Consider the following 23,537-nt stretch of genomic DNA (forward strand, 5'->3'; position numbering starts at 1 on the left):
GCCGTCAGGACCCTTCCTGCGCGAGGTCGAGGAACGCCTCGACCTCGCGCAGGAACGTCTCCGGGTGCCTCGGGTGCACCAGGTGGCCGCCGGGCAGGGTGACGAACCGCGCATCGGGCAGCAGGGCAGCCATCCGTGCCATCGCGTCCTGCGGCAGGTGGCTGTCGGGGCCGCCGCCGATCACCAGGGTCGGCGCGGTGACGGCGGCCAGGGCCGCCACCAGGCCGGGGGCGGGGGCGTTGAGCTCGGCCAGCACCGCCGGGCGGATCCTGCGCTCGTAGAACGACGCGTCGTCCGCGAACCGCTCCGGCACGGGCAGGCCGAGCGGCTCCGGGGGAGGGACCTCCTCCAGCACGAGCGCGGCGACGAGGCCGGGCCGCTCCTGCGCCACCAGCAGCCCGACCAGCCCGCCCAGCGAGTGCCCGATCAGCACCACCCGGTCCAGGGCGAGATCGTCGAGCAGCAGGAGCACGTCGTCGCGCAGCGCGGTCACGGAGCCGGCGCCGACGGCCGGGCTGCGGCCTGCGCCGCGCAGGTCGGGCACCACCACGGTGGCACGTTGCGCGAGCGCGGCGACGAACGGGTCCCACGTGCTGCCGTCGCCGCCCCCGCCGTGCAGCAGCACGAGCGGTGGGGCCGTCGACCCCGGTGGGCCCTGGACGGCGTGGTGGGCGAGGCGGACGGGAGCGTCGTCGGTGGCCATCGAGACGACCGTAGCCCTGGCCGACGACAGCCCCGGGCGACGACGCGGCGCGGCGGCAGGCCCGAGGGCTAGCCTGGGAGCCCCGGCGCGCCGGCGCCGGCACCCGCGAGGAGTCCCCGCCATGGACGCGACACCCGCCCCCGACGACCGCCCCCCGTTCGTGCCGCCGCGCTGGTTCGTGCGCTCGGCGTGGGCGTTCCAGCGCGGGGGCTACCGGCTCACCGGCGGGCGGTGGCCGCTGCGCCGGCCGACCCCCGGCGGCAAGTTCGGCATGCTGCGCCTGCGCGTCGTCGGGCGGCGCAGCGGTCAGGAGCGCGCCGTGATCCTCGGGTACGTGGAGGACGAGGGCCGGTACGTCACGCTCGCGATGAACGGCTGGGGCGACCCGCCGCCCGCATGGTGGCTGAACCTGCGCGCCCACCCTGACGCGGACGTGGACACGGTCGACGGCGCGCGGCCCGTCCGCGCCGCGGAGGCGCAGGGCCCGGAGCGCGACCGGCTGTGGGCCCTCGTCGGGCGCCACCAGGGGTGGGGCGACGTCGACCGGTTCGCCGCGCACCGCGCCGGCGAGACGCCGGTGGTGGTGCTCGCACCGCGCTGACGGGGCGGTCGTCGGCACCCGACGGTCGGGCGCGCAGCGCCTATCCTTCGGTGGTGACCCCCGACGCTGAGAACAAGCCCTCGACCGCCGACCGCAAGGCCAAGGCCGCCGAGCGTCAGGCCGCCCGTGCGGCGGCGGAGGACGCCGTGGCGCAGGAGTCGTTGCGCGAGGTCTACGCGGAGATCATGTCGCGAGCGCCGGAGCACGACATCGACCCGACGCTCGACCGCGTCCGGCGGGTGCTCGAGCTGCTCGGCGACCCGCAGCTCGCGTTCCGCTCGATCCACCTCACCGGCACCAACGGCAAGTCGTCGACGGCGCGCATGACGGAGCGGCTCGTGCGCGAGCACGGGCTGCGCACCGGCCTGTTCACGTCGCCCCACCTGACCAGCGTCACCGAGCGCATCCAGGTGGACGGCGAGCCGTTGAGCGCCGCCCGGTTCGTCGAGGTCTGGGAGGACGTCGCGCCCTACATCGGGGTCGTCGACCGCGAGTCGCAGGCCGAGGGCGGGCCCCGCCTGAGCTTCTTCGAGGTCCTCACGGTGATGGCGGTCGCGGCCTTCGCGGACGCCCCGGTGGACGTCGCGGTGATCGAGGTCGGCATGGGCGGGCGTTGGGACTCCACCAACGTCGTCGACGGCGAGGTCGCCGTGATCACGCCGGTCGGCATCGACCACGAGCGCTGGCTCGGCTCCACGCTCGCCGAGATCGCGACCGAGAAGTCCGGCATCGTCAAGGACGGCGCCACGGTGGTCAGCGCCGCGCAGGAGCCGGTCGTCGAGGACATCCTGCGCGAGCGTGCCGCCGCCGTCTCCGCCCACCTGCTGCGCGAGGACCTGGAGCTCGAGGTCGCCGGCCGCCGCGTCGCCGTCGGCGGGCAGCTCGTGGACCTGCGCACGCCCGCCGGGCTCTACACCGAGGTGCTGGTGCCGCTGCACGGCGAGCACCAGGCCCACAACGCGCTGCTCGCCCTGGCCGCCGTCGAGGCGTTCCTCGGCGGGCGCGCGCTCGACGGGGGCGTGGTGGAGACCGCGTTCGCCGACGTCGTCGTGCCCGGGCGCCTCGAGGTGGTGCGCTCCAGCCCGACCGTCCTGGTCGACGCGGCGCACAACCCGCACGGCGCGCAGGCGCTGGTCGACGCGCTGGACGAGGAGTTCGACCTGCCGCGGCTGGTCGGCGTCGTCGCCGTCATGGCGGACAAAGACGTGGAGGGCCTGCTCGCCACCCTCGAGCCCGCGATCACCGAGCTGGTGCTGACCCGCAACTCCTCTGACCGTTCCGCCGACCCCGAGGACCTGGCCGAGGTGGCGCGCGAGATCTTCGGCGAGGACCGGGTACGCACGGCCGCGCGGCTCGACGAGGCGCTGGCGGTCGCGGCGGACCTCGCCGAGAGCGGCGACCAGGTGGGCGTCGGCACCGGCCGCGGCGTGCTCGTCACGGGGTCGGTCATCACGGTCGCGGACGCGCGGATCCTGCTGGGACGCGGCTGACCGGGACGCCCCCGCGAGCGGGCACGATCACCCGAGCGGCGGCCGGCCAGGGTGCTGCGTGGCGTCGTCGCCGGGTGTTGGATGGGGGCACAGGCCGCCGACGGTGCGTGGCAGCCGTGAGCCGAGGAGGCAGGACATGAAGAAGTTGCTCGACGACCCCGCGGACGCGGTCACCGACTCGCTCGCGGGCTTCGCCCTCGCGCACGCCGACCTGGTCGACGTGCACACGGAGCCCGTCTACGTGTCGCGTGCGGGCGGTCCGGTGGCGGGCAAGGTGGGCCTGGTCAGCGGCGGCGGGTCGGGCCACGAGCCTCTGCACGCCGGGTTCGTGGGCGACGGGATGCTCGACGCGGCGGTCCCGGGCGCGGTGTTCACCTCGCCGACGCCGGACCAGATCGTCCCGGCGATCCTGGGCGCGGACTCCGGCGCCGGCGTCGTCGCCATCGTGAAGAACTACACGGGCGACGTGCTCAACTTCGAGACCGCGGTGGAGCTCGTCGAGGCCGAGGGCTCGCAGATCACGACGATCCTCGTGAACGACGACGTCGCGGTCGAGGACTCCCTGTACACCGCGGGCCGGCGCGGCGTGGCCGGCACCGTGTGCGTGGAGAAGATCGCCGGCGCGGCCGCCGCGCGCGGCGACGACCTCGGCGCGGTCACGGAGGTCGCGGGCCGTGTGGTCGCGAACGTGCGGAGCATGGGCGTGGCCCTGAGCGCCTGCACCGTGCCGCACGTCGGCAAGCCCTCCTTCGACCTGCCCGACGACGAGGTGGAGATCGGCATCGGCATCCACGGCGAGCCGGGCCGCCACCGCATCCCGTTCTCCGGCGCCACCGAGATCACGCGCAGCCTGCTGGACCCCGTCGCCGAGGACCTGCGGCTCGCGGCCGGCGACGACGTGCTGCTGTTCGTCAACGGGATGGGCGGCACGCCGCTGTCCGAGCTGTACGTCGTCTATGGTCGAGCGCGCGGGCTGCTCGAGGAGCGTGGTGTCACCGTCTCCCGGTCGCTCGTGGGCAACTACGTGACGTCCCTGGAGATGCAGGGCGCGTCCATCACGGTGCTGCGGCTGGACGAAGAGCTGCGGGAGCTGTGGGACGCGCCGGTGCGCACGGCGGCGTTGCACTGGTGACGGGCGCCGAGGGGCGCCCCGAGGCGAGGAGGCGTGCGGGCATGGGTCTCGACGTGGCTTGGGCGGAGCGTTGGGTGCGGCGCACCGCCGACGTCGTGGCGGCGGCGAAGGACGAGCTCACCGAGCTCGACCGGCAGATCGGGGACGGCGACCACGGGGAGAACCTGAACCGCGGGTTCCAGGCCGTGGTCGCCAAGCTCGACGAGCCGGGTGCCGCGGAGCGCGCGGAGGTCGGCGACGTGCTCATGCTCGTGGCCACCACGCTCATGTCGAAGGTCGGGGGAGCGTCCGGCCCGCTGTACGGCACGGCGTTCCTGCGCGCGGCGAAGCGCTCCGCACGGCCCAGCGTCGACGAGTCCGGCGTCGTCGTCCTGCTCGACGCCGCGCTCGAGGGCGTGACGTCGCGCGGCAAGGCCCAGGTGGGGGAGAAGACGATGGTCGACGCCCTCGCGCCCGCGGTCGAGGCGGCCACCGCCGCCGCGGACGCGGGGCAGGACCCGGTCGCGGTGCTGCGCGCCGCGGCGGACGCGGCCGACGCCGGAGCGGCCGCGACCGTCCCGCTCGTCGCCACCAAGGGGCGCGCGTCCTACCTCGGCGAGCGCAGCGCCGGGCACGAGGACCCGGGCGCCCGGTCGACGGCGCTGCTGCTGCGCGCCGCGCTCGACGCGGCGCTCGACGGTGCGGCCGACGGCGCCGCCGACGCCGCCGACGCCGCCGACGGCGCGGGCGGCGACCCGGCATGAGCGTCGGGCTGCTGCTCGTCTCCCACTCGGCCCGGCTGGCCGAGGGGGCGGCCGAGCTGGCCCGGGAGATGGCGCCGGACGTGGCCCTCGCCTGCGGGGCGGGGGACGGCGAGGGCGGCCTCGGCACGTCGCTGGAGGTCGTGCAGGAGGCTCTCGGGCGCGTGCTGCCCGGCGTGGACGGCGTCGTGGTGCTGGCCGACCTCGGCTCCGCCGTCCTGACCGTCGAGACCGCGCTGGAGCTCGACGACGACCTCGGCGGCCGGGTGCTCCTGGCCGACGCCCCGTTCGTCGAGGGCGCCGTGGCGGCGGCCGTCGCGGCGCAGCAGGGCGGCGACCTCGCCGCGGTGCTCGCGGCCGCGCGGTCCGCCGGGGCGCCCGCGCCGACGACGCCGGCGGTGTCGGCGGCGCCCGCCGAGCGTGCCGAGGAGGCGCCGGGGGACGTCGTCGCCGCGCGGGTGACGATCCGCAACCCGCTGGGCCTGCACGCGCGCCCGGCCGCGGTGGTGGCGCGCGCCGCGGCGGCGTTCGGCGGCCCGGTGACGCTCCAGGGCGTGGACGCGACGAGCGTGCTGCAGCTCATGGCGCTCGGGACGGCGGCGGGCACCGAGGTGGAGGTGGCGGCCCACGGTCCCGACGCCCGGGACGCGGTCGCGACCGTCGTCGGGCTGATCGAGGGCGGCTTCGGCGAGGTGTGAGCACGCTCACAGGAAATTGCACTTGGTGCAATATTGCAGCGGGTGCATGATTGTCCGGTGACTCCTCCGACCGCCGCCGGCGACCTCGGGCTGCGCGAGCGCAAGAAGCGCGCCCGCTCGGACGCGATCGTCGACGCCGCCCAGCGCCTCGTGCTCGAGCGCGGCCTGGACGCGGTGACGGTGGAGGAGATCGCCGAGGCCGCCCAGATCTCGCCCCGCACGTTCTTCAACTACTTCGAGTCGAAGGACGACGCGGTGCTCGGTCAGGGCGCGTTCGAGCTCAGCGCCGACGTCCGTGAGCCGTTCGCGGCCGGCGGCCCCAGCGGGCGGCTCGTCGCGGACCTCGAGGTGCTCGTGCGCGCGCTGCTCCACGCGTTCTCCGGGCACGGCCAGCACGCCGCGGAGCGGGTGCTGGAGATCCTCCAGCGCGAGCCCCGCCTGCTCAGCCGGCACTTCGCCTGGTTCGAGCGGCACAAGTCCCAGGTCGTCGCGCTGTTCGAGCGACGGCACGAGGCGGCCCCGCTCCCGGCCGACCCCGAGGTGTGCACGTTCGTCGTCTTCGGCGTCGCGCGCGCCGCGATGGACGAGTGGGACCGCACCGGCAGGAAGGGCGACGTGGGCGACCACGTGCCGCTCGTCATCGGCCAGCTCTCCGCGATCCTCACGGCGTGAGCGCCGGGCGCCCCGCGCCCGTCCTGCTCGCCCCGTCCCCGAACCACCCCCCAGCCCCCGTCACTACCCCGGCGCCCCGCGCCACCGATCCGAGGTGTCCCATGAGCCACGCTGCTCCCACCGCGCCGGACAAGCCGCTCGTCGTCCTGACGCAGCGCACCGTCTGGCTGATCTTCGGCGCCCTGATGGCGTCGATGTTCCTGTCCTCCCTCGACCAGACGATCGTCGGCACCGCGATGCCCACCATCGTCGGCGAGCTCAACGGCGTCGAGCACCAGGGGTGGGTCATCACGGCCTACATCCTGGCCGTCGCCATCGGCATGCCGCTGTACGGCAAGTTCGGTGACCTGTACGGGCGGCGCTGGCCGTTCCTCGTCGCGATCGGGCTGTTCACGCTCGCGTCCGCGGGCGCCGGGTTCGCGCAGAACATGCCGGAGCTCGTCGTCTGGCGCGCCGTGCAGGGCCTCGGCGGCGGCGGCCTGATGATCCTGTCGCAGTCGATCATCGCCGACATCGTGCCCGCCTCCGAGCGCGGCAAGTACATGGGCCCCCTCGGCGCCCTCTTCGGCATCTCCGCCGTCCTCGGCCCGCTCCTGGGCGGCTGGCTCACCGAGGGCCCGGGCTGGCGCTGGACCTTCTGGCTGAACATCCCGATCGGCATCATCGCGTTCGCGATCGCGTGGTTCTCGCTCAAGCTGCCCTCGCACCGCTCCTCGCGCCCGGTCGACTGGGCCGGCATCGTGACCATGGCCGTCGCCACCACCGGCATCGTGCTCGTCACCAGCTGGCGGTCGCTGTCGTCCAGCGGCTACGACTGGACGGACTGGCGCCTGTCGGGCCTGGTCGTCGTGACCCTGCTGGCGGTCGCCGCGTTCATCGTGGTGGAGACCCGCGTCGCGGAGCCGCTGATCCCGCTGCGCCTGTTCAAGAACCGCACGTTCACGATCACCACGCTCATCGGCCTGGTGCTCGGCATGGGCATGTTCTCGGCCATGGCGATGATCCCGACGTTCCTGCAGATGTCCACCGGCGCCGGCGTGACCGAGTCCGGCTGGCTGATGCTCCCGATGATGGCCGGCATGATGCTGACCTCGATCGTCTCGGGTATCGCCATCTCGAAGACCGGCCGCTACAAGATGTACCCGGTGGCCGGCCTGATCATCGTCGGCCTGGCGATGGTCTGGCTGACGCGCCTGTCGGGCGACATGTCGATGTGGACCTTCGGGGCCATGATCTTCGTGCTCGGCGCCGGCATGGGCCTCGTGATGCAGACGATCGTGCTGGCGGTGCAGAACGCCGTCGACCCGCGCGAGCTGGGCACGGCGACGAGCGCCAACAACTTCTTCCGCGAGATCGGCGCCGCGGTCGGCACGGCCCTGTTCACGACGATCTTCACCACGCGCCTGACGGACAACCTCAAGGACGTCTTCGCCGGGATGCCCGCCGGCGCGGGCGGCGCGGCGGAGGAGGGTCTCACCCCCGCCGTCGTGCAGGGGATGCCGGAGCCGTTCAAGTCCGGCGTCATCGACGCCTACGCGGACGCGCTGGCCCCGTCGTTCTGGTACCTGCTGCCGCTCATCCTGCTGGGCCTGGTCCTCGCGCTCTTCCTGCCGGTGATCAAGCTCTCCGACGTCGCCGGCATGGTGGCGCGCGGCGAGGCCGTCACCGACCCGGCGAAGGCCCTCGCGGCCGACGGCGCAGCCGGCGACGTGATCGTGGACGAGATCGGCGAGCGCACCGCGGACGTCACGTCCGACGACGACGGTCCCGGCACCCGCGAGCGCGCGGATATCGTGGGGTCGTGAGCAAGAAGGACGACCGCCCCCGCCCGGGGGACCGCATCAAGCCCCGCAAGCCCGCCAAGGTGCAGTTCACGTCGATGATGCTGCAGCTGGAGGCGTTCGTGGTGCTCTTCGCCGGCGTCGCCCTGTACGGGCTGCGCAACTCCGGCGGCTACGAGCTCGGCCCTCTGGTCATCGAGTCGCCCGTGGCCCTCTGGGCCGTGATCGGGGTGCTGTTCGTGGTGCTGCTGGTGATGTCCCGCATGGTGGGGACGCCGTTGGGGTACTACGCGGGGACGGTCGTGCAGGTGCCGGTGCTGGCGATGGGCCTGCTGCTGCCGATGATGTTCGTCGTCGGGGTGCTGTTCGTGGTCATGTGGGTGGTGGCCCTGCGCCTCGGCGGCCGCATCGACCGCGAGCGCGCCGCCTACGACGCGCAGCACCCGGAGACCGCGCCCAACCTCTGACCGAAGCCCCCTCGAGCACGGGATCTGTGTCGTCATTCACGTCATGGCGGTACGGATCCCGTGGTCGATGGGGGCGACGGCGCCGATAGGCTCTCCGTCATGACCGACGTCGCAGACACCACCCTGCCCGCCGAGCCGACCGCCCCCGCCATCGAGCGCACGCTGGTGCTCGTCAAGCCCGACGGCGTCCGCCGCGGCCTGTCCGGCGAGGTGCTGCGGCGCATCGAGGCGAAGGGCTACACGCTCGTCGCCGTCGAGCTGAAGCAGGCGACCACCGAGCTGCTCGCCGCGCACTACGCGGAGCACGAGGGCAAGCCGTTCTACCAGCCCCTGGTCGACTTCATGCTGTCGGGCCCGACGCTCGCCGTCGTCGCCGAGGGCCAGGGCGTCATCCCCGGCTTCCGCTCCCTCGCGGGTGCGACCAACCCGACGGAGGCGGCCCCCGGCACCATCCGCGGCGACCTCGGCCGCGACTGGGGCCTGAAGGTGCAGCAGAACCTGGTGCACGGCTCCGACTCGCCGGAGTCCGCGGCTCGCGAGATCGGACTCTGGTTCCCGCACCTCTGACATCCCGGTCCCGGGCGCCCTCGACCCCTGCCCGACGCACCGAGCGTGCTGACGTGTTCCCCGAACGACGGTCGTGGGGAGCAAGTCAGCACGCTCGATGCGTTCCCGGGCGGTGTCCGGGGCGGGCGGTCCGGGCGGGACCGGCGGAGTTCCGCGGATCAGCGACACCCTGCGGTTAGGCTCGCCGCGTGCACCTCAAGACGCTCACGCTCCGCGGCTTCAAGTCGTTCGCCTCGGCGACGACGCTGAGCCTCGAGCCGGGCATCACGTGCGTGGTCGGGCCGAACGGCTCGGGGAAGTCCAACGTGGTGGACGCCCTGTCGTGGGTGATGGGGGAGCAGGGCGCGAAGTCGCTGCGCGGCGGCAAGATGGAGGACGTCATCTTCGCCGGCACCTCCGGCCGCCCCCCGCTGGGCCGCGCCGAGGTGTCCCTCACGATCGACAACACCGACGGCGCCCTGCCGATCGACTACACCGAGGTCACGATCTCCCGGACGCTGTTCCGCAGCGGAGGGTCGGAGTACGCGATCAACGGCAGCTCGTGCCGGCTGCTCGACATCCAGGAGCTGCTGAGCGATTCCGGCATCGGCCGCGAGATGCACGTCGTGGTGGGGCAGGGGCAGCTCGACGCCGTCCTGCGCGCCACGCCCGACGACCGTCGCGGGTTCATCGAGGAGGCCGCGGGCGTCCTCAAGCACCGCAAGCGCAAGGAGAAGGCGCTGCGCAAGCTCGAGGCGATGCAGGGCAACCTCGCCCGCCTCACGGACCTCACCGCGGAACTGCGCCGCCAGCTCGGGCCGCTCGGCCGGCAGGCGGAGGCGGCGCGCAAGGCCCGCACGGTGCAGGCCGACCTGCGCGACGCGCGCTCGCGCCTCCTGGCCGACGACCTGGCCCAGCTCACCGCGCAGATGGCGCAGGAGCGGGCCGACGAGGCGGCGCTGAAGGAGCGGCAGCAGGCCACCGAGCAGGGGCTGGGGCAGGCCCGCGCGCACCTGGCGCGCCTCGAGGTCGCGGCGTCCGGCGCCGTCGCGGACGCGAGCCGCGCCGCCGACGCGTTCCACGCGCTGAGTGCACTGCGGGAGCGGCTGCGCGGCCTCGCGACGCTGGCCGACGAGCGGGTGCGGCTGCTCGGCGCCGTCGAGCCGGAGCAGCGCGGACAGGACCCGGCCGCCCTCGAGGCGCAGGCGGAGCGCGCCCGGGCGACGGAGGCGGAGCTGACCCGCGAGGTCGAGCTGGCGCGGGAGGCGGTGGAGCGGGTCGTCGCGGACCGCACGGACGCCGAGAAGGCCGCGGACGCGGCGGAGCGCGAGCTCGCGACGCTGCACCGCGGCGCCGCGGACCGGCGCGAGGGCCTGGCCCGGCTCTCGGGGCAGGTCGCGGCCCGGCGCAGCCGCGTGGAGGCAGGCGACGCGGAGCTGGACCGGGTGCGGGAGGTCGTGGCCGAGGCGGAGCGCCGGGCCGCGGAGGCGGCCCGCGAGTTCGGCGCGCTGGAGGTGCAGGTCGTGGGCGCCGAGGAGGGCGAGGAGGACCTCGACGCCCGGCACGAGGACGCGACGACGGCGCTCGCCGAGGCGCAGGCCGCGGTGCGTGACCTCGAGGCCCGCGCTGCGGAGGCGGAGCGCGACCGGGCCACCTGGAGCGCGCGGGTCGAGGCGCTCGAGCTGAGTCTCGATCGCAAGGACGGCGCGGGCGCGCTGCTCGCGGACGCCGCGCCGGGGGTCCTCGGCTCGGTGGCCGCGCTGCTCGGCGTCGAGCAGGGGTACGAGGACGCGGTGACGGCCGCGCTCGGCCCGGTCGCCGACGCGGTCGCCGTGCGCGACGTCGACGCGGCCGTCGACGCGCTGCGGCGCCTGCGGGACGACGACGCGGGTCGCGCCGGGCTGGTGGTCGGCGGCCCCGCGCCGGCGGACACCGCCGAGGCCGTCGCGGTGGACCTGCCCGACGGCGCGCGACGGGCGACCGACGTCGTCACCGTCGCCGGCCCGGCGGCGGCACCGCTGCGCACGCTGCTGCGCGACGTCGTCGTGGTGGACGACCTGGCGCAGGCCCGCGCGCTGGTGCAGCGGGCCCCCGAGGTGGTCGCCGTGACCCGGGCGGGCGATCTGCTCGGGGCGGCGCGCGCCTGGGGCGGCTCGGCGGCCGCGCCGAGCGTGCTGCACCTGACGTCCGCGCTCGACGAGGCGAAGGAGGGCCTGGACGACGCGGCGGCCCGCGGCGAGCGGTGCCGGTTCGAGCTCGTCGGCGCGCGCGAGCGGCTCGAGGCGGCGCAGGCGGCCCAGGACGAGACCCTCGCGCTGCTGCACGAGTCGGACGCGGCCCTCGCCGCCGTCGCCGAGCAGCTCGGCACGCTGGGCGCGGCGCACCGCTCCGCGCTGGCGGAGGCCGAGCGGCACCGCGCCACGCTCGCGCAGGCGCACGAGCGGCGCGCGGCCGACGAGGCGGAGCTGACGGACCTGGTGCGGCGGCTCGAGGTGGCCGAGGCCGAGCCCGCCCAGTCCCAGGAGCAGGTGGAGGCCGCGCAGGAGCAGCGGGACGCGGCCCAGGCGGCCGCCACCGCCGCGCGCGCCGCCGAGACCGAGGCGCGGCTGGAGCTGCGCACCAGCGAGGAGCGGGCGCGCGCGGTCGCGGGCCGTGCGCAGGGCCTCGCCCGGGCCGCCGCCCAGGAGCGCGCGGCGCGGGAGAAGGCGGAGCGCCGCGCGGTGCAGCGGGCGACGGAGGCCCGCACGGCCGCGTCGGTGCGCGACGACGCCGGCACGGCGCTCGGTGTCCTCGCGCGCTCGATCGAGCGGGCGCAGTCCGAGCGGGCCGCGGCCGACGAGGCGCGCGCGGCGCGCCAGCAGGAGCTCGACGCCGTGCGGGCCGACGCCGACCGGCTCGCGGGGGAGCTGCGCGACCTCACCGACGTGGCGCACCGCGACGAGGTCGCGCGGGCCCAGCAGGTGGCGCGGCTGGAACAGCTGCAGGCCCGCGCGGTCGACGAGCTGGGCAGCGACCCCGAGGTGCTCGTCGAGGAGTTCGGCCCGCACCGCGAGGTGCCCGTGGCGCGGCCCGCCGACGCGGCCGACGACGAGCCCGACCCGGACCCGGTGCCCTACGTGCGCGCCGAGCAGGAGAAGCGGCTGGCGACGGCGGAGCGGGCCCTCGCCCGGATCGGCGCCGTCAACCCGCTCGCGCTGGAGGAGTTCGCGGCGCTCGAGGAGCGCCACCAGTTCCTCACGGAGCAGCTCGCCGACCTCAAGAAGTCGCGTCAGGACCTGCTGCACATCGTCGAGGAGATCGACGAGCGCGTGCAGCAGGTGTTCGCCGAGGCGTTCCAGGACACCGCGGAGCAGTTCGTGCGGGTGTTCGGCCGCCTCTTCCCCGGGGGCGAGGGGCGGCTGGTGCTCACGGACCCGTCGGACCTGCTCACGACCGGCATCGAGGTCGAGGCGCGGCCAGCGGGCAAGAAGGTCAAGCGGCTGTCGCTGCTGTCCGGCGGGGAGCGGTCGCTGACGGCCGTGGCGTTCCTCGTGTCGATCTTCAAGGCCCGCCCCAGCCCCTTCTACGTGATGGACGAGGTCGAGGCCGCCCTGGACGACGTCAACCTGGGCCGGCTGCTCGAGATCTTCCGTGAGCTGCAGGAGGACTCGCAGCTCATCGTCATCACCCACCAGAAGCGCACGATGGAGGTCGCGGACGCGCTGTACGGCGTGACCATGCGCGGCGACGGTGTGACGACCGTCATCTCCCAGCGGATGCGCGAGACCGCCGACGCGCGAGGAGAATAGCGCCATGCTCACGTTCGTCTTCTGGGTCCTCGGGTCCCTCGTTCTCGCCGCGGTGGTGTTCCTCGTGGCCAACGTCATGGAGCGTCGTGAGGGGCAGGACGAGGAGGCCCCCGGCCTCCGTCGTTTCCTCCGCGACTTCCGGTCCGGGCTGCGGCGCAAACGCGTCGCGCCCCCCGCCCCGGTCGAGACCGGCATGGACGAGTTCTTCGCCGCGACGATCGAGGACGCCCCGGGGTACGTCGACCCGGAGGAGCTGACCGAGGCCCTGCACCGGGCCCGGCTGCAGGCGCGCAGCACCTGGCACGTGGGGACCGTCCGCAAGCCCGAGTGACCCCCGCCTGACACGGCGCGCGGTTCTGGGAGACTGTGCGCGTGACTGATCTGCTCTGGCTCTGGATCCTCCTCGGTGTCGTCGTCGTGGTCGGCGGCGGCGCCGCCCTGCTCGTCCCGCGGTCGCGCCGGCGTCGCCCGGACCACGACGCCGGGGGTTCGACGACGCTCGCGCCGCCCGCCGCACAGCCGCCGGTCGCGGAGCCGGGGGTCGGGGAGCCCGAGGCGCCCGCGGACGTCGCCCCGGAGGCCCCGGCGCTCGAGACGCCGGAGCCGGTCGCGGGCCGCCTGGTCCGCCTGCGCGACCGGCTCGCCCGGTCGGGCTCGCCCTTCGGCGCGCGCCTGCTGAGCGTGCTCTCGCGCGACCACCTCACGGAGGACGACTGGGACGAGCTCGAGGAGACGCTCCTGCTCGCCGACATCGGCGCGGGGCCGGCCGAGGAGCTGCTCGAGGCCCTGCGCACCCGGGTGCGCGTGCTCGGCGTCAAGGACCCGCAGTCGGTGCGCGACCTGCTGCGCGAGGAGCTGCTCAAGGTCGTCGACCCGTCCCTGGACCGCGAGGTCGCGACGACCGGCCCGGTCACCGAGGACGGCACGCGGCTGCCCGCGGTGGTGCTGGTCGTGGGCGTGAACGGCACGGGCAAGACGACGACGGTCGGCAAGCTCGCCCGCGTGCTCGTCGCCGAGGACCGCACGGTCGTCCTCGGCGCGGCGGACACGTTCCGCGCGGCGGCGGCCGACCAGCTGCAGACCTGGGGCTCGCGCGTGGGCGTGGAGACGGTGCGCGCGGACCGCGACGGCGCCGACCCGGCCGCCGTCGCGTTCGACGCGGTCAAGCAGGGCAAGGCCGACGGCACGGACGTCGTGCTGGTCGACACCGCGGGCCGCCTGCAGAACAAGGCCGGCCTGATGGACGAGCTCGGCAAGATCACCCGCGTCATCACGCGGGAGGCCCCGCTGGCCGAGGTGCTGCTGGTGCTCGACGCCACCACGGGCCAGAACGGGCTCAACCAGGCGCGCGTCTTCGGCGAGGTCGCGGGCGTCACGGGCATCGTGCTGACCAAGCTGGACGGCACCGCCCGCGGCGGCATCGTCGTCGCCGTGCAGCGCGAGCTCGGCGTGCCGGTCAAGCTCGTCGGTCTGGGGGAGGGCCCGGACGACCTGGCGCCGTTCGACCCCGAGCAGTTCGTCGACGGTCTCCTGGGCTGAGCTCCTGGGCCGAGGGCCGCGCGGCGCGCCGTGTAACAGAACGTTGACGTCCGAGGCCGCTTTGTCACGTGCCCGTCACACAACCTGAGCACGGGCGAAACGGCGCGCCGCGAGTGTTGTCCCCGACCAGCCGCCGGGCTGGCGAGGGGAGAACACCATGGAATGGGACACCGGGGCCGCTGCGTGGATGCTGACGTCGGCATCGCTCGTGCTCCTCATGACGCCCGCCCTGGCGCTGTTCTACGGCGGCATGGTGCGCGGCAAGTCGGTGCTGAACATGATGATGATGTCGTTCGGCGCGATCGGCGTCGTCGGCGTGATCTACGTGCTGTGGGGCTGGTCGATGTCCTACGGCTCGGACGTCGGCGGGATCGTCGGCAACCCGTTCGACCAGTTCGGGCTGAGCGGCACGCTCTTCGACGACGCGGGTGACGCGGTGGTGAGCCCGCTGGGCAACTACCCGCAGGTGATCGACGTGGCATTCCAGGTCACGTTCGCGATCATCACCGTCGCCCTGATCTCCGGCGCGATCGCCGACCGCGTGAAGTTCGGTACCTGGATGGTCTTCGCCGGCATCTGGGCCACCGTCGTCTACTTCCCGATGGCGCACATGGTCTGGGGCGGCGGGCTGCTGTCCGCCGACGGGCCGTTCGGCGGGATCGCCGCGCCGATCGACTTCGCGGGCGGCACCGTGGTGCACATCAACGCCGGCGCCGCGGCCCTCGTGCTGGCGCTGGTGGTCGGCAAGCGCAAGGGCTTCGGTACCGAGCCGATGCGCCCGCACAACCTCACGATGGTGATGCTGGGCGCCGCTCTGCTGTGGTTCGGCTGGTTCGGCTTCAACGCCGGCTCCGCGTTCGGCGCCAACGAGTCCGCGGGCCTCGCCTGGGTGAACACGACGTCGGCGACCGCGGCCGCGATGCTCGCGTGGCTCGTCACGGAGAAGCTGCGCGACGGCAGCGCCACCTCGCTCGGCGCGGCGTCCGGCGTCGTCGCGGGGCTCGTCGCGATCACCCCGGCCGCCGGGTCCGTGAGCCCGGTGGGCGCGCTGCTGCTCGGCGCCGTCGCGGGCGTCCTGTCCGCCCTCGCGGTGGGCCTGAAGTACAAGCTCGGCTTCGACGACTCGCTCGACGTCGTCGGCGTGCACCTGGTCGCCGGCCTGTGGGGCACCGTCTCCATCGGCTTCCTCGCCACCGAGACGGGCCTGTTCTACGGCGGCGGGGTCTCCCAGCTCGTCGTGCAGGTGATCATCGCCCTCATCGCGGTCGTCTTCTCCCTGGTGCTCACCACGGTCGTCGCCCTGGCCCTCAAGGCGGTCATGGGCTGGCGGGTGCCCGAGGAGGCCGAGGTCGGCGGCATCGACCTCGCGGTGCACAGCGAGACCGCGTACGAGACGATCCCGCAGGGGTCGGCCGGCGGCCAGATCAAGAAGGAGATCCGCGCATGAAGCTCGTCACGGGGGTCGTCCAGCCCCACCGCCTGGACGACGTGAAGTCCGCCCTCGAGGCCGCCGGCATCCGCGGCATGACGGTCAGCGAGGCCAGCGGCTACGGCCGCCAGAAGGGGCACACCGAGGTCTACCGCGGCGCCGAGTACACCGTGGACCTGGTGCCCAAGGTCCGCGTGGAGGTCCTGGTCGCGGACGAGGACGCGCCCACCGTCGTGGACGTCGTCGTCAAGGCCGCCCAGACCGGGCGCATCGGCGACGGCAAGGTGTGGACCACCTCGCTCGACGACGTGGTGCGCGTGCGCACCGGCGAGCACGGCGACGCGGCCCTGTAGGTGACGTCGCCCGAGGCGCTCGGGGACCCGACCGGGTCCCGCCCCCCGGCCACCGGGGGGCGGGGCCCGGTCGGCCCGTTGCGCGCCGACCTGCTCGCGCTGGCCGAGGGGCTGACCGGCCCCGGTCGCTCCGGGGTCGCGCGGCGCACCGCGCTGCAGCAGCTCGTCACCGACCGGCTCGCGCCCCTGTACGAGGCCGCCACGGCCGACGTCGACCCGGCGGGGATCGCGCTGGCCGCCGTCGGCAGCCTGGGGCGCGGCGAGCCGGGCCCGCTGTCCGACCTCGACCTCGTCCTCGTGCACGACGGGCGCACCCACAAGCCGGACGAGCTCGCCCGCGTGGCCGACGCCCTCTGGTACCCGCTGTGGGACTCCGGGGTCGACGTCGACCACGCCGTGCGCTCCCTGAGCCAGACCCGGCGGCTCGCCTCCACCGACCTCCCGGCGGCCGTCGGCTGGCTCGACGTACGGCCGCTCGCGGGCGACGCCGTGGTCGTGCACCGGGCGGCGTCCGCGATCCTCTCGGACTGGCGCTCCGCCTCCCGGCGCCGCCTGCCGGAGCTGCTGGCGAGCGCCCGGGAGCGCGCCGAACGGGCCGGCGAGCTCGCCTACCTCGTCGAGCCGGACCTCAAGGAGTCGCGCGGCGGCATCCGCGACGCGCTGCTGCTGTCGGCGCTCGCGGCCACCTGGCTCACCGACCGCCCGCACGGGCGGGTCGACCGGGCGTACGCGCACCTGCTGGACGTGCGCGACACGGTGCACGTCGTGACGCGGCGGCGCTCCACCCGGCTGCTGCTCGCCGACCTCGACGAGGTCGCCGCGCGCTGCGGCCACGACGACCCGGACGAGCTGCTGGCCGGCCTGGCCGAGGCGGGCCGCGAGATCTCGTACGCGCTGGACTCGACCGTGCGCCGGGCGCGCCAGGCGCTGCAGCGACCGCCGGTGCGGCGGCCGGTCATGGTGCGCGGGCGGCGGTCGGCCCCACGGCTGCGCTCGGCGGGGGACGGCCTCGTCGAGCACGACGGCGAGCTGGTGCTGGCCGCCGGCGCGCAGCCCGCCGACGACCCGCTGCTCCCGCTGCGCGCGGCGGCCACCGCGGCGCGCACGGGGCTGGTGCTCTCGCCCGTCACCGTGCAGTCCCTGGCCCAGAGCCCCCCGCCGCCGGTGCCGTGGCCGCCTGCCGCCCGCGCGGCCCTGCTCACGCTGCTCGGCGCGGGCCCCGCCCAGGTGCCCGTGTGGGAGGCCCTCGACCTCGCGGGCGTCGTCACGACCTGGATCCCCGAGTGGGCCGGCGTGCGCAACCGCCCGCAGCGTGCCGCGATCCACCGGCACACGGTGGACCGGCACCTCGTCGAGACGGTGGCCCGCGCCTCACGCGTGCGGCGCCAGGTCGCGGCGGACGCCGGCAGCGACCCGGCGCCGAGCGAGCTGCTGCTGCTGTCCGCGCTGCTGCACGACATCGGCAAGCGGCGCGGCGCGGTCAGCACCGACCACGCCGTCGAGGGCGCGGCGATCGCGCCGGCCGTCGTGCGGCGCACCGGGTTCGACGAGGGCCTGGCGCGCGACGTCGGCCTGGTCGTGCGCCACCACCTCACCCTCGCCCGGCTCGCGACCACCGCGGACCTGGCGGACCCGGACACCGTGACGGAGCTCCTGGACGCGCTCGAGCACCGCGCCGACCTGCTCGAGACCGTGCGGGCGCTGACGGAGGCGGACGCGTCGTCGCTGGGGCCCGCGGGGTGGACGGCGTGGCGCGCCGCCCTGGTGGACGACCTCACCGGGCGGGCCCGCCGGGCGCTCGCCGTCGACCGGTAGGGTAGGTAGCCGCATCCATCGCGACTTCCGTACCGAGAATCCCGTAAGGACCTGCCTGGTGTTCAACTCCCTGTCGGACCGGCTCACCGCGACGTTCAAGAACCTGCGCGGGCGGGGCCGGCTCTCCGAGGCGGACATCGACGCGACCGTGCGCGAGATCCGCCGGGCCCTGCTCGACGCCGACGTCGCCGTGCCCGTCGTGCGCGAGTTCACCGCCGCCGTGCGCGAGCGCGCGCTGTCCGCCGAGGTGTCGGGCGCGCTGAACCCGGCGCAGCAGGTCGTGAAGATCGTCAACGACGAGCTCGTGGCGATCCTCGGCGGCCAGACCCGGCCGCTGCAGCTCGCGAAGACGCCGCCCACGGTGATCATGCTCGCGGGCCTCCAGGGCGCCGGTAAGACGACCCTGGCCGGCAAGCTCGCGCTCGCCCTCAAGGGCCAGGGCCACACGCCGCTGCTCGTCGCCGCCGACCTGCAGCGGCCCAACGCCGTCACCCAGCTGTCCGTCGTGGCCGAGCGCGCGGGCGTGCCCGTCTTCGTGCCCCACCCGGGCAACCAGGGTGCGGAGACCGACGTCGTCATCGGCGACCCCGTGGGCGTGGCCCGCCAGGGTGTCGCGGAGGCGAAGGCCAAGCAGCACGACGTCGTCATCGTCGACACCGCCGGCCGCCTCGGCGTCGACCAGGTCCTCATGCGCCAGGCCGCGGACATCCGCGACGCGGTGCAGCCCGACGAGGTCCTGTTCGTCATCGACGCGATGATCGGCCAGGACGCCGTCGCGACCGCGAAGGCGTTCGAGGAGGGCGTGGACTTCACCGGCGTGGTGCTGTCGAAGCTCGACGGCGACGCCCGCGGTGGTGCCGCGCTGTCGGTGGCCACGATCACGGGCCGGCCGATCATGTTCGCCTCCACGGGCGAGAAGCTGACCGACTTCGAGGTCTTCCACCCCGACCGGATGGCCTCGCGCATCCTCGACATGGGTGACGTGCTCACCCTCATCGAGCAGGCCGAGAAGGCGTTCGACGCCGAGGAGGCCGCCAAGATGGCGGCCAAGGTCGAGAAGGGCGAGGACTTCACCCTCGCCGACTTCCTGGTGCAGATGCAGCAGATGAAGAAGCTCGGCTCGATGAAGAAGATGCTCGGGATGATGCCGGGCATGGGGCAGATGCGCGAGCAGCTCGAGAACTTCGACGAGCGCGAGGTCGACCGCGTCCAGGCCCTCATCCAGTCGATGACGCCGGCCGAGCGGGACAACCCCAAGATCATCAACGGCTCCCGCCGGGCCCGCATCGCGCGCGGCTCCGGGCAGACCACGACTGCCGTCAACCAGCTCCTCGAGCGGTTCGGCCAGGCGCAGAAGATGATGCGCCAGATGAGCAAGGGCGGCGGCATGCCGGGCATGCCCGGCGGGATGCCGGGGATGCCGGGGATGCCCGGCGGCGGCAAGAAGGCGCGCGGCAAGCAGGCGCCGCAGCGCAAGGTCAAGGGCAAGTCCGGCAACCCGGCGAAGCGGGCGCAGCAGGAGCGCGACGCCATGCAGCGCGCCCTCGGCGGCCCAGTGGAGAAGCCCGCGGCGCCCGGTTCCGCCTTCGGCGTGGGCGGGGGCGCGGAGCCGACCGAGCAGGACCTCTCCAAGCTCCAGCTCCCCGACGGCCTCGACAAGCTGCTCGGCGGCCGCTGAGCCTCCGGCCCGGCGCACCCGGACGACCCCCGCGACTCGGTAGCCTTCGACCATGCCCGCCCCGCACGTCCCGCTGCACGTCACCGGCCATGTCCTGCTCGGACAGGACCGCGACGTCGGTGAGATGTGGGTGCGTGACGGGCGCGTCAGCCTGACCCGCCCGTCGCCGCAGGGCAGCGCCACCCGCGACCTCGAGGGCTGGGTGCTGCCCGGGCTGGTCGACGTGCACTGCCACGTGGGTCTCGGGCCGGACGGCGCCGTCGACGCCGAGACGGCGGTCGCGCAGGCGCTCGCCGACCGCGACGCGGGCGTCCTGCTCGTGCGCGACGCCGGGTCTCCCGTGGACACCTCCTGGGTGCACGAGCGCCCGGACCTGCCTCGCGTCGTGCGCGCCGGCCGCCACCTCGCCCGGCCGAAGCGCTACCTGCGGAACTTCGGCCTCGAGCTCGACGACGTGGCGGACCTGCCGGACGCGGTGCGCGCCCAGGCGCGCGCCGCGGACGGCTGGGTCAAGCTCGTGGGGGACTGGATCGACCGCGACCTCGGCGCCGAGGGGGACCTGCGGCCGCTGTGGCCGCGCGACGTCCTCGTCGAGGCGGTCGCCGCCGCGCACGCCGAGGCGGCGCGGGTGACGGTGCACGCGTTCTCCGAGGAGGTCGTGGGCGACCTCCTCGCCGCCGGCGTGGACGGCATCGAGCACGGCACGGGCGTGGTCGGCGGATACGTGGACGAGGTCGCCGCCCGCGGCATCCCGGTGACGCCGACGCTCCTGCAGGTGGGGCGGTTCGCCGAGATCGCCGACCAGGCGCAGGAGAAGTACCCCGTGTACGCCGCGCGCATGCGGCACATGCACGCCCGCCGGTACGAGCACGTGCGGACCCTGCACGAGGCCGGCGTCCCGCTGCTGGTCGGCACGGACGCCGGCGGCACGCTGGGCCACGGGCGCGTCGTCGACGAGTGCGCCGAGCTGGTCGCGGCGGGGATCCCCGCTGCCGAGGTGGTCGCGATGGCGACCTGGCGGGCCCGCGAGGTGCTGGGCTTCGGCGCGCTCGTGGAGGGGTCCAGCGCGGACCTCGTCGTGTACCCCGCCGACCCGCGCGAGGACATCGAGGTGCTGCGGCATCCGACGGCCGTCGTGCTGCGCGGCCAGGTCGTGCACGGCTGACCCCCTTGGGGCGTCCATCACACGCGGTTGGAGCGGGCCCCCCGGGTCTGGCACAATGTCCGGGTACTCGGCGTGCCCAGGCCCCTCTCTCCTGCGCAGGTCGCGTCCTGACCTCATGCGCCGCCAGGACCCCACCCGGCGGAGCGCAAGGTCGCCCCACCAGAACCAGGAGACACCACCACAGTGGCCGTCAAGATTCGTCTGAAGCGCCTCGGCAAGATCCGGGCCCCGTACTACCGCGTCGTCGTGGCCGACTCGCGCGCCAAGCGCGACGGCCGCGTCATCGAGGAGATCGGGAAGTACCACCCGACCGAGGAGCCGTCGTTCATCGAGATCAAGTCCGAGCGCGCGCAGTACTGGCTCGGCGTCGGTGCGCAGCCGACCGAGCAGGTCGCCGCGCTCCTCAAGATCACCGGTGACTGGCAGAAGTTCAAGGGCCTGCCGGGCGCCGAGGGCACCCTGCGGACCAAGACCGCGAAGGCCGACAGCGCCGCCGCGATCGAGGCCGTCGCCGCCGAGGCCGAGAAGGCCAAGGCGAAGGCCGCCGAGAAGAAGACCGCGGAGCCGGCGGAGTCCGCCGAGGCCGAGGCCGAGGCCGAGGCCTGATGCTCGCCGAGGCCCTCGAGCACCTGGTGCGCGGCATCGTGGACCACCCGGACGACGTCCGGGTGGGTGCGCGGACGCAGCGCCGGGGCGACCTGCTCGAGGTGCGGGTGCACCCCGACGACCTCGGCCGAGTCATCGGCCGGGGCGGACGGACCGCGAAGGCTCTGCGCACCGTGGTCGGCGCGCTCGCGACGGACGGCCCCGTGCGGGTCGACGTCGTGGACGTCGACCGGCGCTGACCGCAGCACCCGCTGCCGCAGCTTCGACGAGGCCCGGACCCCACCGCACGACGGTGGGGCCGGGCCTCGTCGTCTGTCGGGGGTGGCCCCGGCCCGGGCGGGGCATGCTGGACCGCGGGGCCGTCGACGTCCCGCCGAACGAACACGAGACAGGAGTGGTCATGCAGCTGGTGGTGGCGCGCGTCGGGCGCGCGCACGGGCTCCGAGGCGAGGTCGGGCTCGACCTGCGCACCGACAACCCCGAGGACCGCCTGGCGGTCGGCCTCACCCTTCGCACCGACCCGGCCGAGGCCGGCCCGCTGACCGTGACGGGTGCTCGCGAGCACCAGGGGCGTTGGCTCGTGTCCTTCGCGGAGGTCGCGGACCGGACCGCTGCCGAGGCGCTGCGCGGCGTCGAGCTCGTCGTCGAGGCCGACGCCTCCGACGAGGAGGACGCCTGGTACCCGCACGAGCTGCAGGGCCTGCGTGCCGAGCTCGAGGACGGCACGGTCGTGGGCGAGGTCGTCGGGCTGGAGCACCTGCCCGCGCACGACGCCCTCGTGGTCCGCGAGCCGGGCGGCGAGCGCACGCTCGTCCCGTTCGTGCACGCCATCGTGCCGACGGTCGACGTGGCCGGCGGCCGGGTCGTGCTCACGCCCCCGGGCGGGCTGCTCGCCCGCGATGCCGAGGCGGTCGTCGTCGACCGTCCCGCGCAGGACGAGCCGGACCGGGACGAGGGCTGACGTGCGCGTCGACGTCGTCTCGATCTTCCCGGACTACCTGGCCGCCCTCGACCTGTCGCTCGTGGGCAAGGCGCGCAAGGCCGGCCTGCTGGACCTGCGCGTGCACGACCTGAGGGACTGGGCCACCGACCGGCACCGCACCGTGGACGACACCCCGTTCGGTGGGGGAGCGGGCATGGTCATGCGCCCGGACGTGTGGGGCCGCGCGCTCGACGACGTGCTGCCGGCGGGCGGCGGCGGGCACCTCGTGGTGCCGACGCCGTCGGGCGACGTGTTCACCCAGCGGCACGCCGAGGCGCTGGCGCTCGAGGAGCACGTGGTTATCGCGTGCGGGCGCTACGAGGGCATCGACGCCCGGGTCGCCGAGCGCGCCCGCGAAGCCGGGCACCGTGTGAGCGAGCTGTCCATCGGCGACTACGTGCTGAACGGGGGCGAGGTCGCCGCCCTCGTGATGATCGAGGCGTTCGGGCGGCTGCTGCCCGGCGTCGTGGGCAACCCGCACTCGCTGGTCGAGGAGTCGCACGGCGCCGCCGGGCTGCTCGAGTACCCCGTCTACACCAAGCCGCCCGCCTGGGAGGGGTTCGAGGTGCCGGAGGTGCTGCTGTCCGGGCACCACGCGCGGATCGAGCGCTGGCGGCGCGACCGGGCGCTGGAGCGCACGGCGGCGCGGCGCCCCGACATGGTGGCCGCGCTCGACCCGGCCGCGCTCGACAAGGCGGACCGGTCGCTGCTCGCGGACCTGGGCTGGGACGTGCGTGACGGACGCCTCCGGCCCCCCGCCGAGCCCGCGCCGGGACCTGTGGCAGAATAGGGCGCTGGTGTGCTCGCCGACCAGGCCTCTGCCACAGGGGAGGTCACGACGGCTGCTGGCCGTCCGGGTCGAGAAGCGACGCACCCACGACACGTCAGATTCCGCGCGCCCGTGGGCGCGCCACGATCTTGCTCCTGACCTGTGGCAGGGCGGGGAGAGAACCATGCACACGCTCGACTCCGTCGACGCAGCCTCGCTGCGCTCCGACGTCCCGGACTTCCGCGCCGGCGACACCGTCAAGGTCAACGTCAAGGTCGTCGAGGGCAACCGCTCGCGCGTCCAGGCGTTCCAGGGCATCGTCATCGCGCGCCAGGGCGGCGGCGTCCGCGAGACGTTCACCGTCCGCAAGATCAGCTTCGGTGTCGGCGTGGAGCGCACGTTCCCCCTGCACGCCCCGACCATCGACTCGATCGAGGTCGTGTCGCGCGGTGTCGTCCGCCGCGCCAAGCTGTACTACCTGCGCAACCTGCGCGGCAAGAAGGCGAAGATCCGCGAGAAGCGCGAGACGCCGACCGCGAAGTGAGCCACCGCGGCGTGACGCCCCGCGTCGCGCCGCACCGGT

General features: G+C 74.8%; 23 protein-coding genes. 22 read left to right on the forward strand and 1 reads right to left on the reverse strand.

Features of this window, described 5'->3' with window-relative positions:
* Positions 1–4 precede the first annotated feature (4 nt).
* Positions 5–703 carry an alpha/beta fold hydrolase gene (locus tag ACFWDO_RS11490; protein WP_380346947.1) on the reverse strand — a complete coding sequence of 233 codons (699 nt, stop codon included), beginning with the start codon at positions 701–703 and terminating at the stop codon, positions 5–7.
* Between the two features lie 121 nt (positions 704–824).
* Between ACFWDO_RS11490 and ACFWDO_RS11495 the strand changes: the two genes are divergently transcribed.
* The 22 genes from ACFWDO_RS11495 (at position 825) to rplS (ending at position 23,498) form a co-directional block, all read left to right on the forward strand.
* Entirely contained in the window at positions 825–1,304 is a 480-nt protein-coding gene (locus ACFWDO_RS11495; protein WP_380323381.1) for a nitroreductase/quinone reductase family protein, read from the forward strand.
* 53 nt (positions 1,305–1,357) lie between these two features.
* Positions 1,358–2,794, forward strand: coding sequence for a bifunctional folylpolyglutamate synthase/dihydrofolate synthase (locus ACFWDO_RS11500; protein ID WP_380323384.1), 1,437 nt, complete (start codon positions 1,358–1,360; stop codon positions 2,792–2,794).
* 136 nt (positions 2,795–2,930) lie between these two features.
* Positions 2,931–3,926 (forward strand): dihydroxyacetone kinase subunit DhaK, encoded by a 996-nt coding sequence (dhaK, locus tag ACFWDO_RS11505; protein WP_380323387.1) that lies wholly within the window; start codon positions 2,931–2,933, stop codon positions 3,924–3,926.
* Between the two features lie 41 nt (positions 3,927–3,967).
* Positions 3,968–4,669: a dihydroxyacetone kinase subunit DhaL gene (gene dhaL / locus ACFWDO_RS11510; protein WP_380323389.1), complete on the forward strand. Its 702-nt coding sequence runs from the start codon at positions 3,968–3,970 to the stop codon at positions 4,667–4,669.
* Positions 4,666–5,364 carry a dihydroxyacetone kinase phosphoryl donor subunit DhaM gene (dhaM, locus tag ACFWDO_RS11515; protein ID WP_380323392.1) on the forward strand — a complete coding sequence of 233 codons (699 nt, stop codon included), beginning with the start codon at positions 4,666–4,668 and terminating at the stop codon, positions 5,362–5,364. The genes dhaL and dhaM overlap by 4 nt, the downstream gene beginning before the upstream one ends.
* 57 nt (positions 5,365–5,421) lie before the next feature.
* Positions 5,422–6,036, forward strand: coding sequence for a TetR/AcrR family transcriptional regulator (locus ACFWDO_RS11520; protein WP_380323395.1), 615 nt, complete (start codon positions 5,422–5,424; stop codon positions 6,034–6,036).
* Positions 6,037–6,137: 101 nt separating this feature from the next.
* Positions 6,138–7,841: an MDR family MFS transporter gene (locus ACFWDO_RS11525; RefSeq protein WP_380323398.1), complete on the forward strand. Its 1,704-nt coding sequence runs from the start codon at positions 6,138–6,140 to the stop codon at positions 7,839–7,841.
* A complete protein-coding gene (locus ACFWDO_RS11530) occupies positions 7,838–8,284 on the forward strand; it encodes a DUF4233 domain-containing protein (RefSeq protein WP_380323401.1) in 447 nt (148 codons plus the stop codon). The genes ACFWDO_RS11525 and ACFWDO_RS11530 overlap by 4 nt, the downstream gene beginning before the upstream one ends.
* A gap of 99 nt (positions 8,285–8,383) precedes the next feature.
* Entirely contained in the window at positions 8,384–8,851 is a 468-nt protein-coding gene (ndk, locus tag ACFWDO_RS11535) for a nucleoside-diphosphate kinase (RefSeq protein WP_380323404.1), read from the forward strand.
* Positions 8,852–9,039: 188 nt separating this feature from the next.
* Positions 9,040–12,618 carry a chromosome segregation protein SMC gene (smc, locus tag ACFWDO_RS11540; protein ID WP_380323407.1) on the forward strand — a complete coding sequence of 1,193 codons (3,579 nt, stop codon included), beginning with the start codon at positions 9,040–9,042 and terminating at the stop codon, positions 12,616–12,618.
* 4 nt (positions 12,619–12,622) lie between these two features.
* Entirely contained in the window at positions 12,623–12,949 is a 327-nt protein-coding gene (locus ACFWDO_RS11545; protein WP_380323410.1) for a hypothetical protein, read from the forward strand.
* Positions 12,950–12,990: 41 nt separating this feature from the next.
* The gene (gene ftsY, locus ACFWDO_RS11550; RefSeq protein WP_380323413.1) at positions 12,991–14,157 is read left to right on the forward strand and encodes a signal recognition particle-docking protein FtsY; all 1,167 of its coding nucleotides are present in this window, start codon (positions 12,991–12,993) and stop codon (positions 14,155–14,157) included.
* A 157-nt stretch (positions 14,158–14,314) separates the two neighbouring features.
* Positions 14,315–15,604 (forward strand): ammonium transporter, encoded by a 1,290-nt coding sequence (locus ACFWDO_RS11555; RefSeq protein ID WP_380323416.1) that lies wholly within the window; start codon positions 14,315–14,317, stop codon positions 15,602–15,604.
* Positions 15,601–15,939 (forward strand): P-II family nitrogen regulator, encoded by a 339-nt coding sequence (locus ACFWDO_RS11560; protein WP_380323419.1) that lies wholly within the window; start codon positions 15,601–15,603, stop codon positions 15,937–15,939. Before ACFWDO_RS11555 ends, ACFWDO_RS11560 begins: the two co-directional genes overlap by 4 nt.
* A 78-nt stretch (positions 15,940–16,017) precedes the next feature.
* Positions 16,018–17,754, forward strand: a complete 1,737-nt coding sequence (locus ACFWDO_RS11565; RefSeq protein WP_380346949.1) for an HD domain-containing protein — start codon at positions 16,018–16,020, stop codon at positions 17,752–17,754.
* 58 nt (positions 17,755–17,812) lie between these two features.
* Entirely contained in the window at positions 17,813–19,432 is a 1,620-nt protein-coding gene (ffh, locus tag ACFWDO_RS11570) for a signal recognition particle protein (RefSeq protein ID WP_380326798.1), read from the forward strand.
* A 52-nt stretch (positions 19,433–19,484) separates the two neighbouring features.
* Positions 19,485–20,597, forward strand: a complete 1,113-nt coding sequence (locus tag ACFWDO_RS11575) for an amidohydrolase family protein (protein WP_380346951.1) — start codon at positions 19,485–19,487, stop codon at positions 20,595–20,597.
* 183 nt (positions 20,598–20,780) lie between these two features.
* Entirely contained in the window at positions 20,781–21,203 is a 423-nt protein-coding gene (gene rpsP / locus ACFWDO_RS11580) for a 30S ribosomal protein S16 (RefSeq protein ID WP_380324070.1), read from the forward strand.
* Positions 21,203–21,442 (forward strand): RNA-binding protein, encoded by a 240-nt coding sequence (locus ACFWDO_RS11585; protein ID WP_380324067.1) that lies wholly within the window; start codon positions 21,203–21,205, stop codon positions 21,440–21,442. The genes rpsP and ACFWDO_RS11585 overlap by 1 nt, the downstream gene beginning before the upstream one ends.
* A 161-nt stretch (positions 21,443–21,603) precedes the next feature.
* Positions 21,604–22,164, forward strand: coding sequence for a ribosome maturation factor RimM (rimM, locus tag ACFWDO_RS11590; RefSeq protein ID WP_380324064.1), 561 nt, complete (start codon positions 21,604–21,606; stop codon positions 22,162–22,164).
* Position 22,165: 1 nt separating this feature from the next.
* On the forward strand, positions 22,166–22,975 hold the full coding sequence (gene trmD, locus ACFWDO_RS11595) for a tRNA (guanosine(37)-N1)-methyltransferase TrmD (RefSeq protein WP_380324061.1): 810 nt from the start codon (positions 22,166–22,168) through the stop codon (positions 22,973–22,975).
* A 163-nt stretch (positions 22,976–23,138) separates the two neighbouring features.
* Positions 23,139–23,498 (forward strand): 50S ribosomal protein L19, encoded by a 360-nt coding sequence (rplS, locus tag ACFWDO_RS11600; protein WP_380324059.1) that lies wholly within the window; start codon positions 23,139–23,141, stop codon positions 23,496–23,498.
* Positions 23,499–23,537 lie beyond the last annotated feature (39 nt).

This window comes from Isoptericola sp. NPDC060185 (assembly GCF_042728595.1).
Lineage (GTDB): Bacteria > Actinomycetota > Actinomycetes > Actinomycetales > Cellulomonadaceae > Isoptericola.

What these genes read in the sequence shown, in the direction of transcription:
- ACFWDO_RS11490 (WP_380346947.1), bottom strand. Translation starts at nt 703, where the DNA reads ATGGCCACCGACGACGCTCCCGTCCGCCTCGCCCACCACGCCGTCCAG.
- ACFWDO_RS11495 (WP_380323381.1), top strand. Translation starts at nt 825, where the DNA reads ATGGACGCGACACCCGCCCCCGACGACCGCCCCCCGTTCGTGCCGCCG.
- dhaK (WP_380323387.1), top strand. Translation starts at nt 2,931, where the DNA reads ATGAAGAAGTTGCTCGACGACCCCGCGGACGCGGTCACCGACTCGCTC.
- dhaL (WP_380323389.1), top strand. Translation starts at nt 3,968, where the DNA reads ATGGGTCTCGACGTGGCTTGGGCGGAGCGTTGGGTGCGGCGCACCGCC.
- dhaM (WP_380323392.1), top strand. Translation starts at nt 4,666, where the DNA reads ATGAGCGTCGGGCTGCTGCTCGTCTCCCACTCGGCCCGGCTGGCCGAG.
- ACFWDO_RS11525 (WP_380323398.1), top strand. Translation starts at nt 6,138, where the DNA reads ATGAGCCACGCTGCTCCCACCGCGCCGGACAAGCCGCTCGTCGTCCTG.
- ndk (WP_380323404.1), top strand. Translation starts at nt 8,384, where the DNA reads ATGACCGACGTCGCAGACACCACCCTGCCCGCCGAGCCGACCGCCCCC.
- ACFWDO_RS11545 (WP_380323410.1), top strand. Translation starts at nt 12,623, where the DNA reads ATGCTCACGTTCGTCTTCTGGGTCCTCGGGTCCCTCGTTCTCGCCGCG.
- ACFWDO_RS11555 (WP_380323416.1), top strand. Translation starts at nt 14,315, where the DNA reads ATGGAATGGGACACCGGGGCCGCTGCGTGGATGCTGACGTCGGCATCG.
- ACFWDO_RS11560 (WP_380323419.1), top strand. Translation starts at nt 15,601, where the DNA reads ATGAAGCTCGTCACGGGGGTCGTCCAGCCCCACCGCCTGGACGACGTG.
- ACFWDO_RS11575 (WP_380346951.1), top strand. Translation starts at nt 19,485, where the DNA reads ATGCCCGCCCCGCACGTCCCGCTGCACGTCACCGGCCATGTCCTGCTC.
- ACFWDO_RS11585 (WP_380324067.1), top strand. Translation starts at nt 21,203, where the DNA reads ATGCTCGCCGAGGCCCTCGAGCACCTGGTGCGCGGCATCGTGGACCAC.
- rimM (WP_380324064.1), top strand. Translation starts at nt 21,604, where the DNA reads ATGCAGCTGGTGGTGGCGCGCGTCGGGCGCGCGCACGGGCTCCGAGGC.
- rplS (WP_380324059.1), top strand. Translation starts at nt 23,139, where the DNA reads ATGCACACGCTCGACTCCGTCGACGCAGCCTCGCTGCGCTCCGACGTC.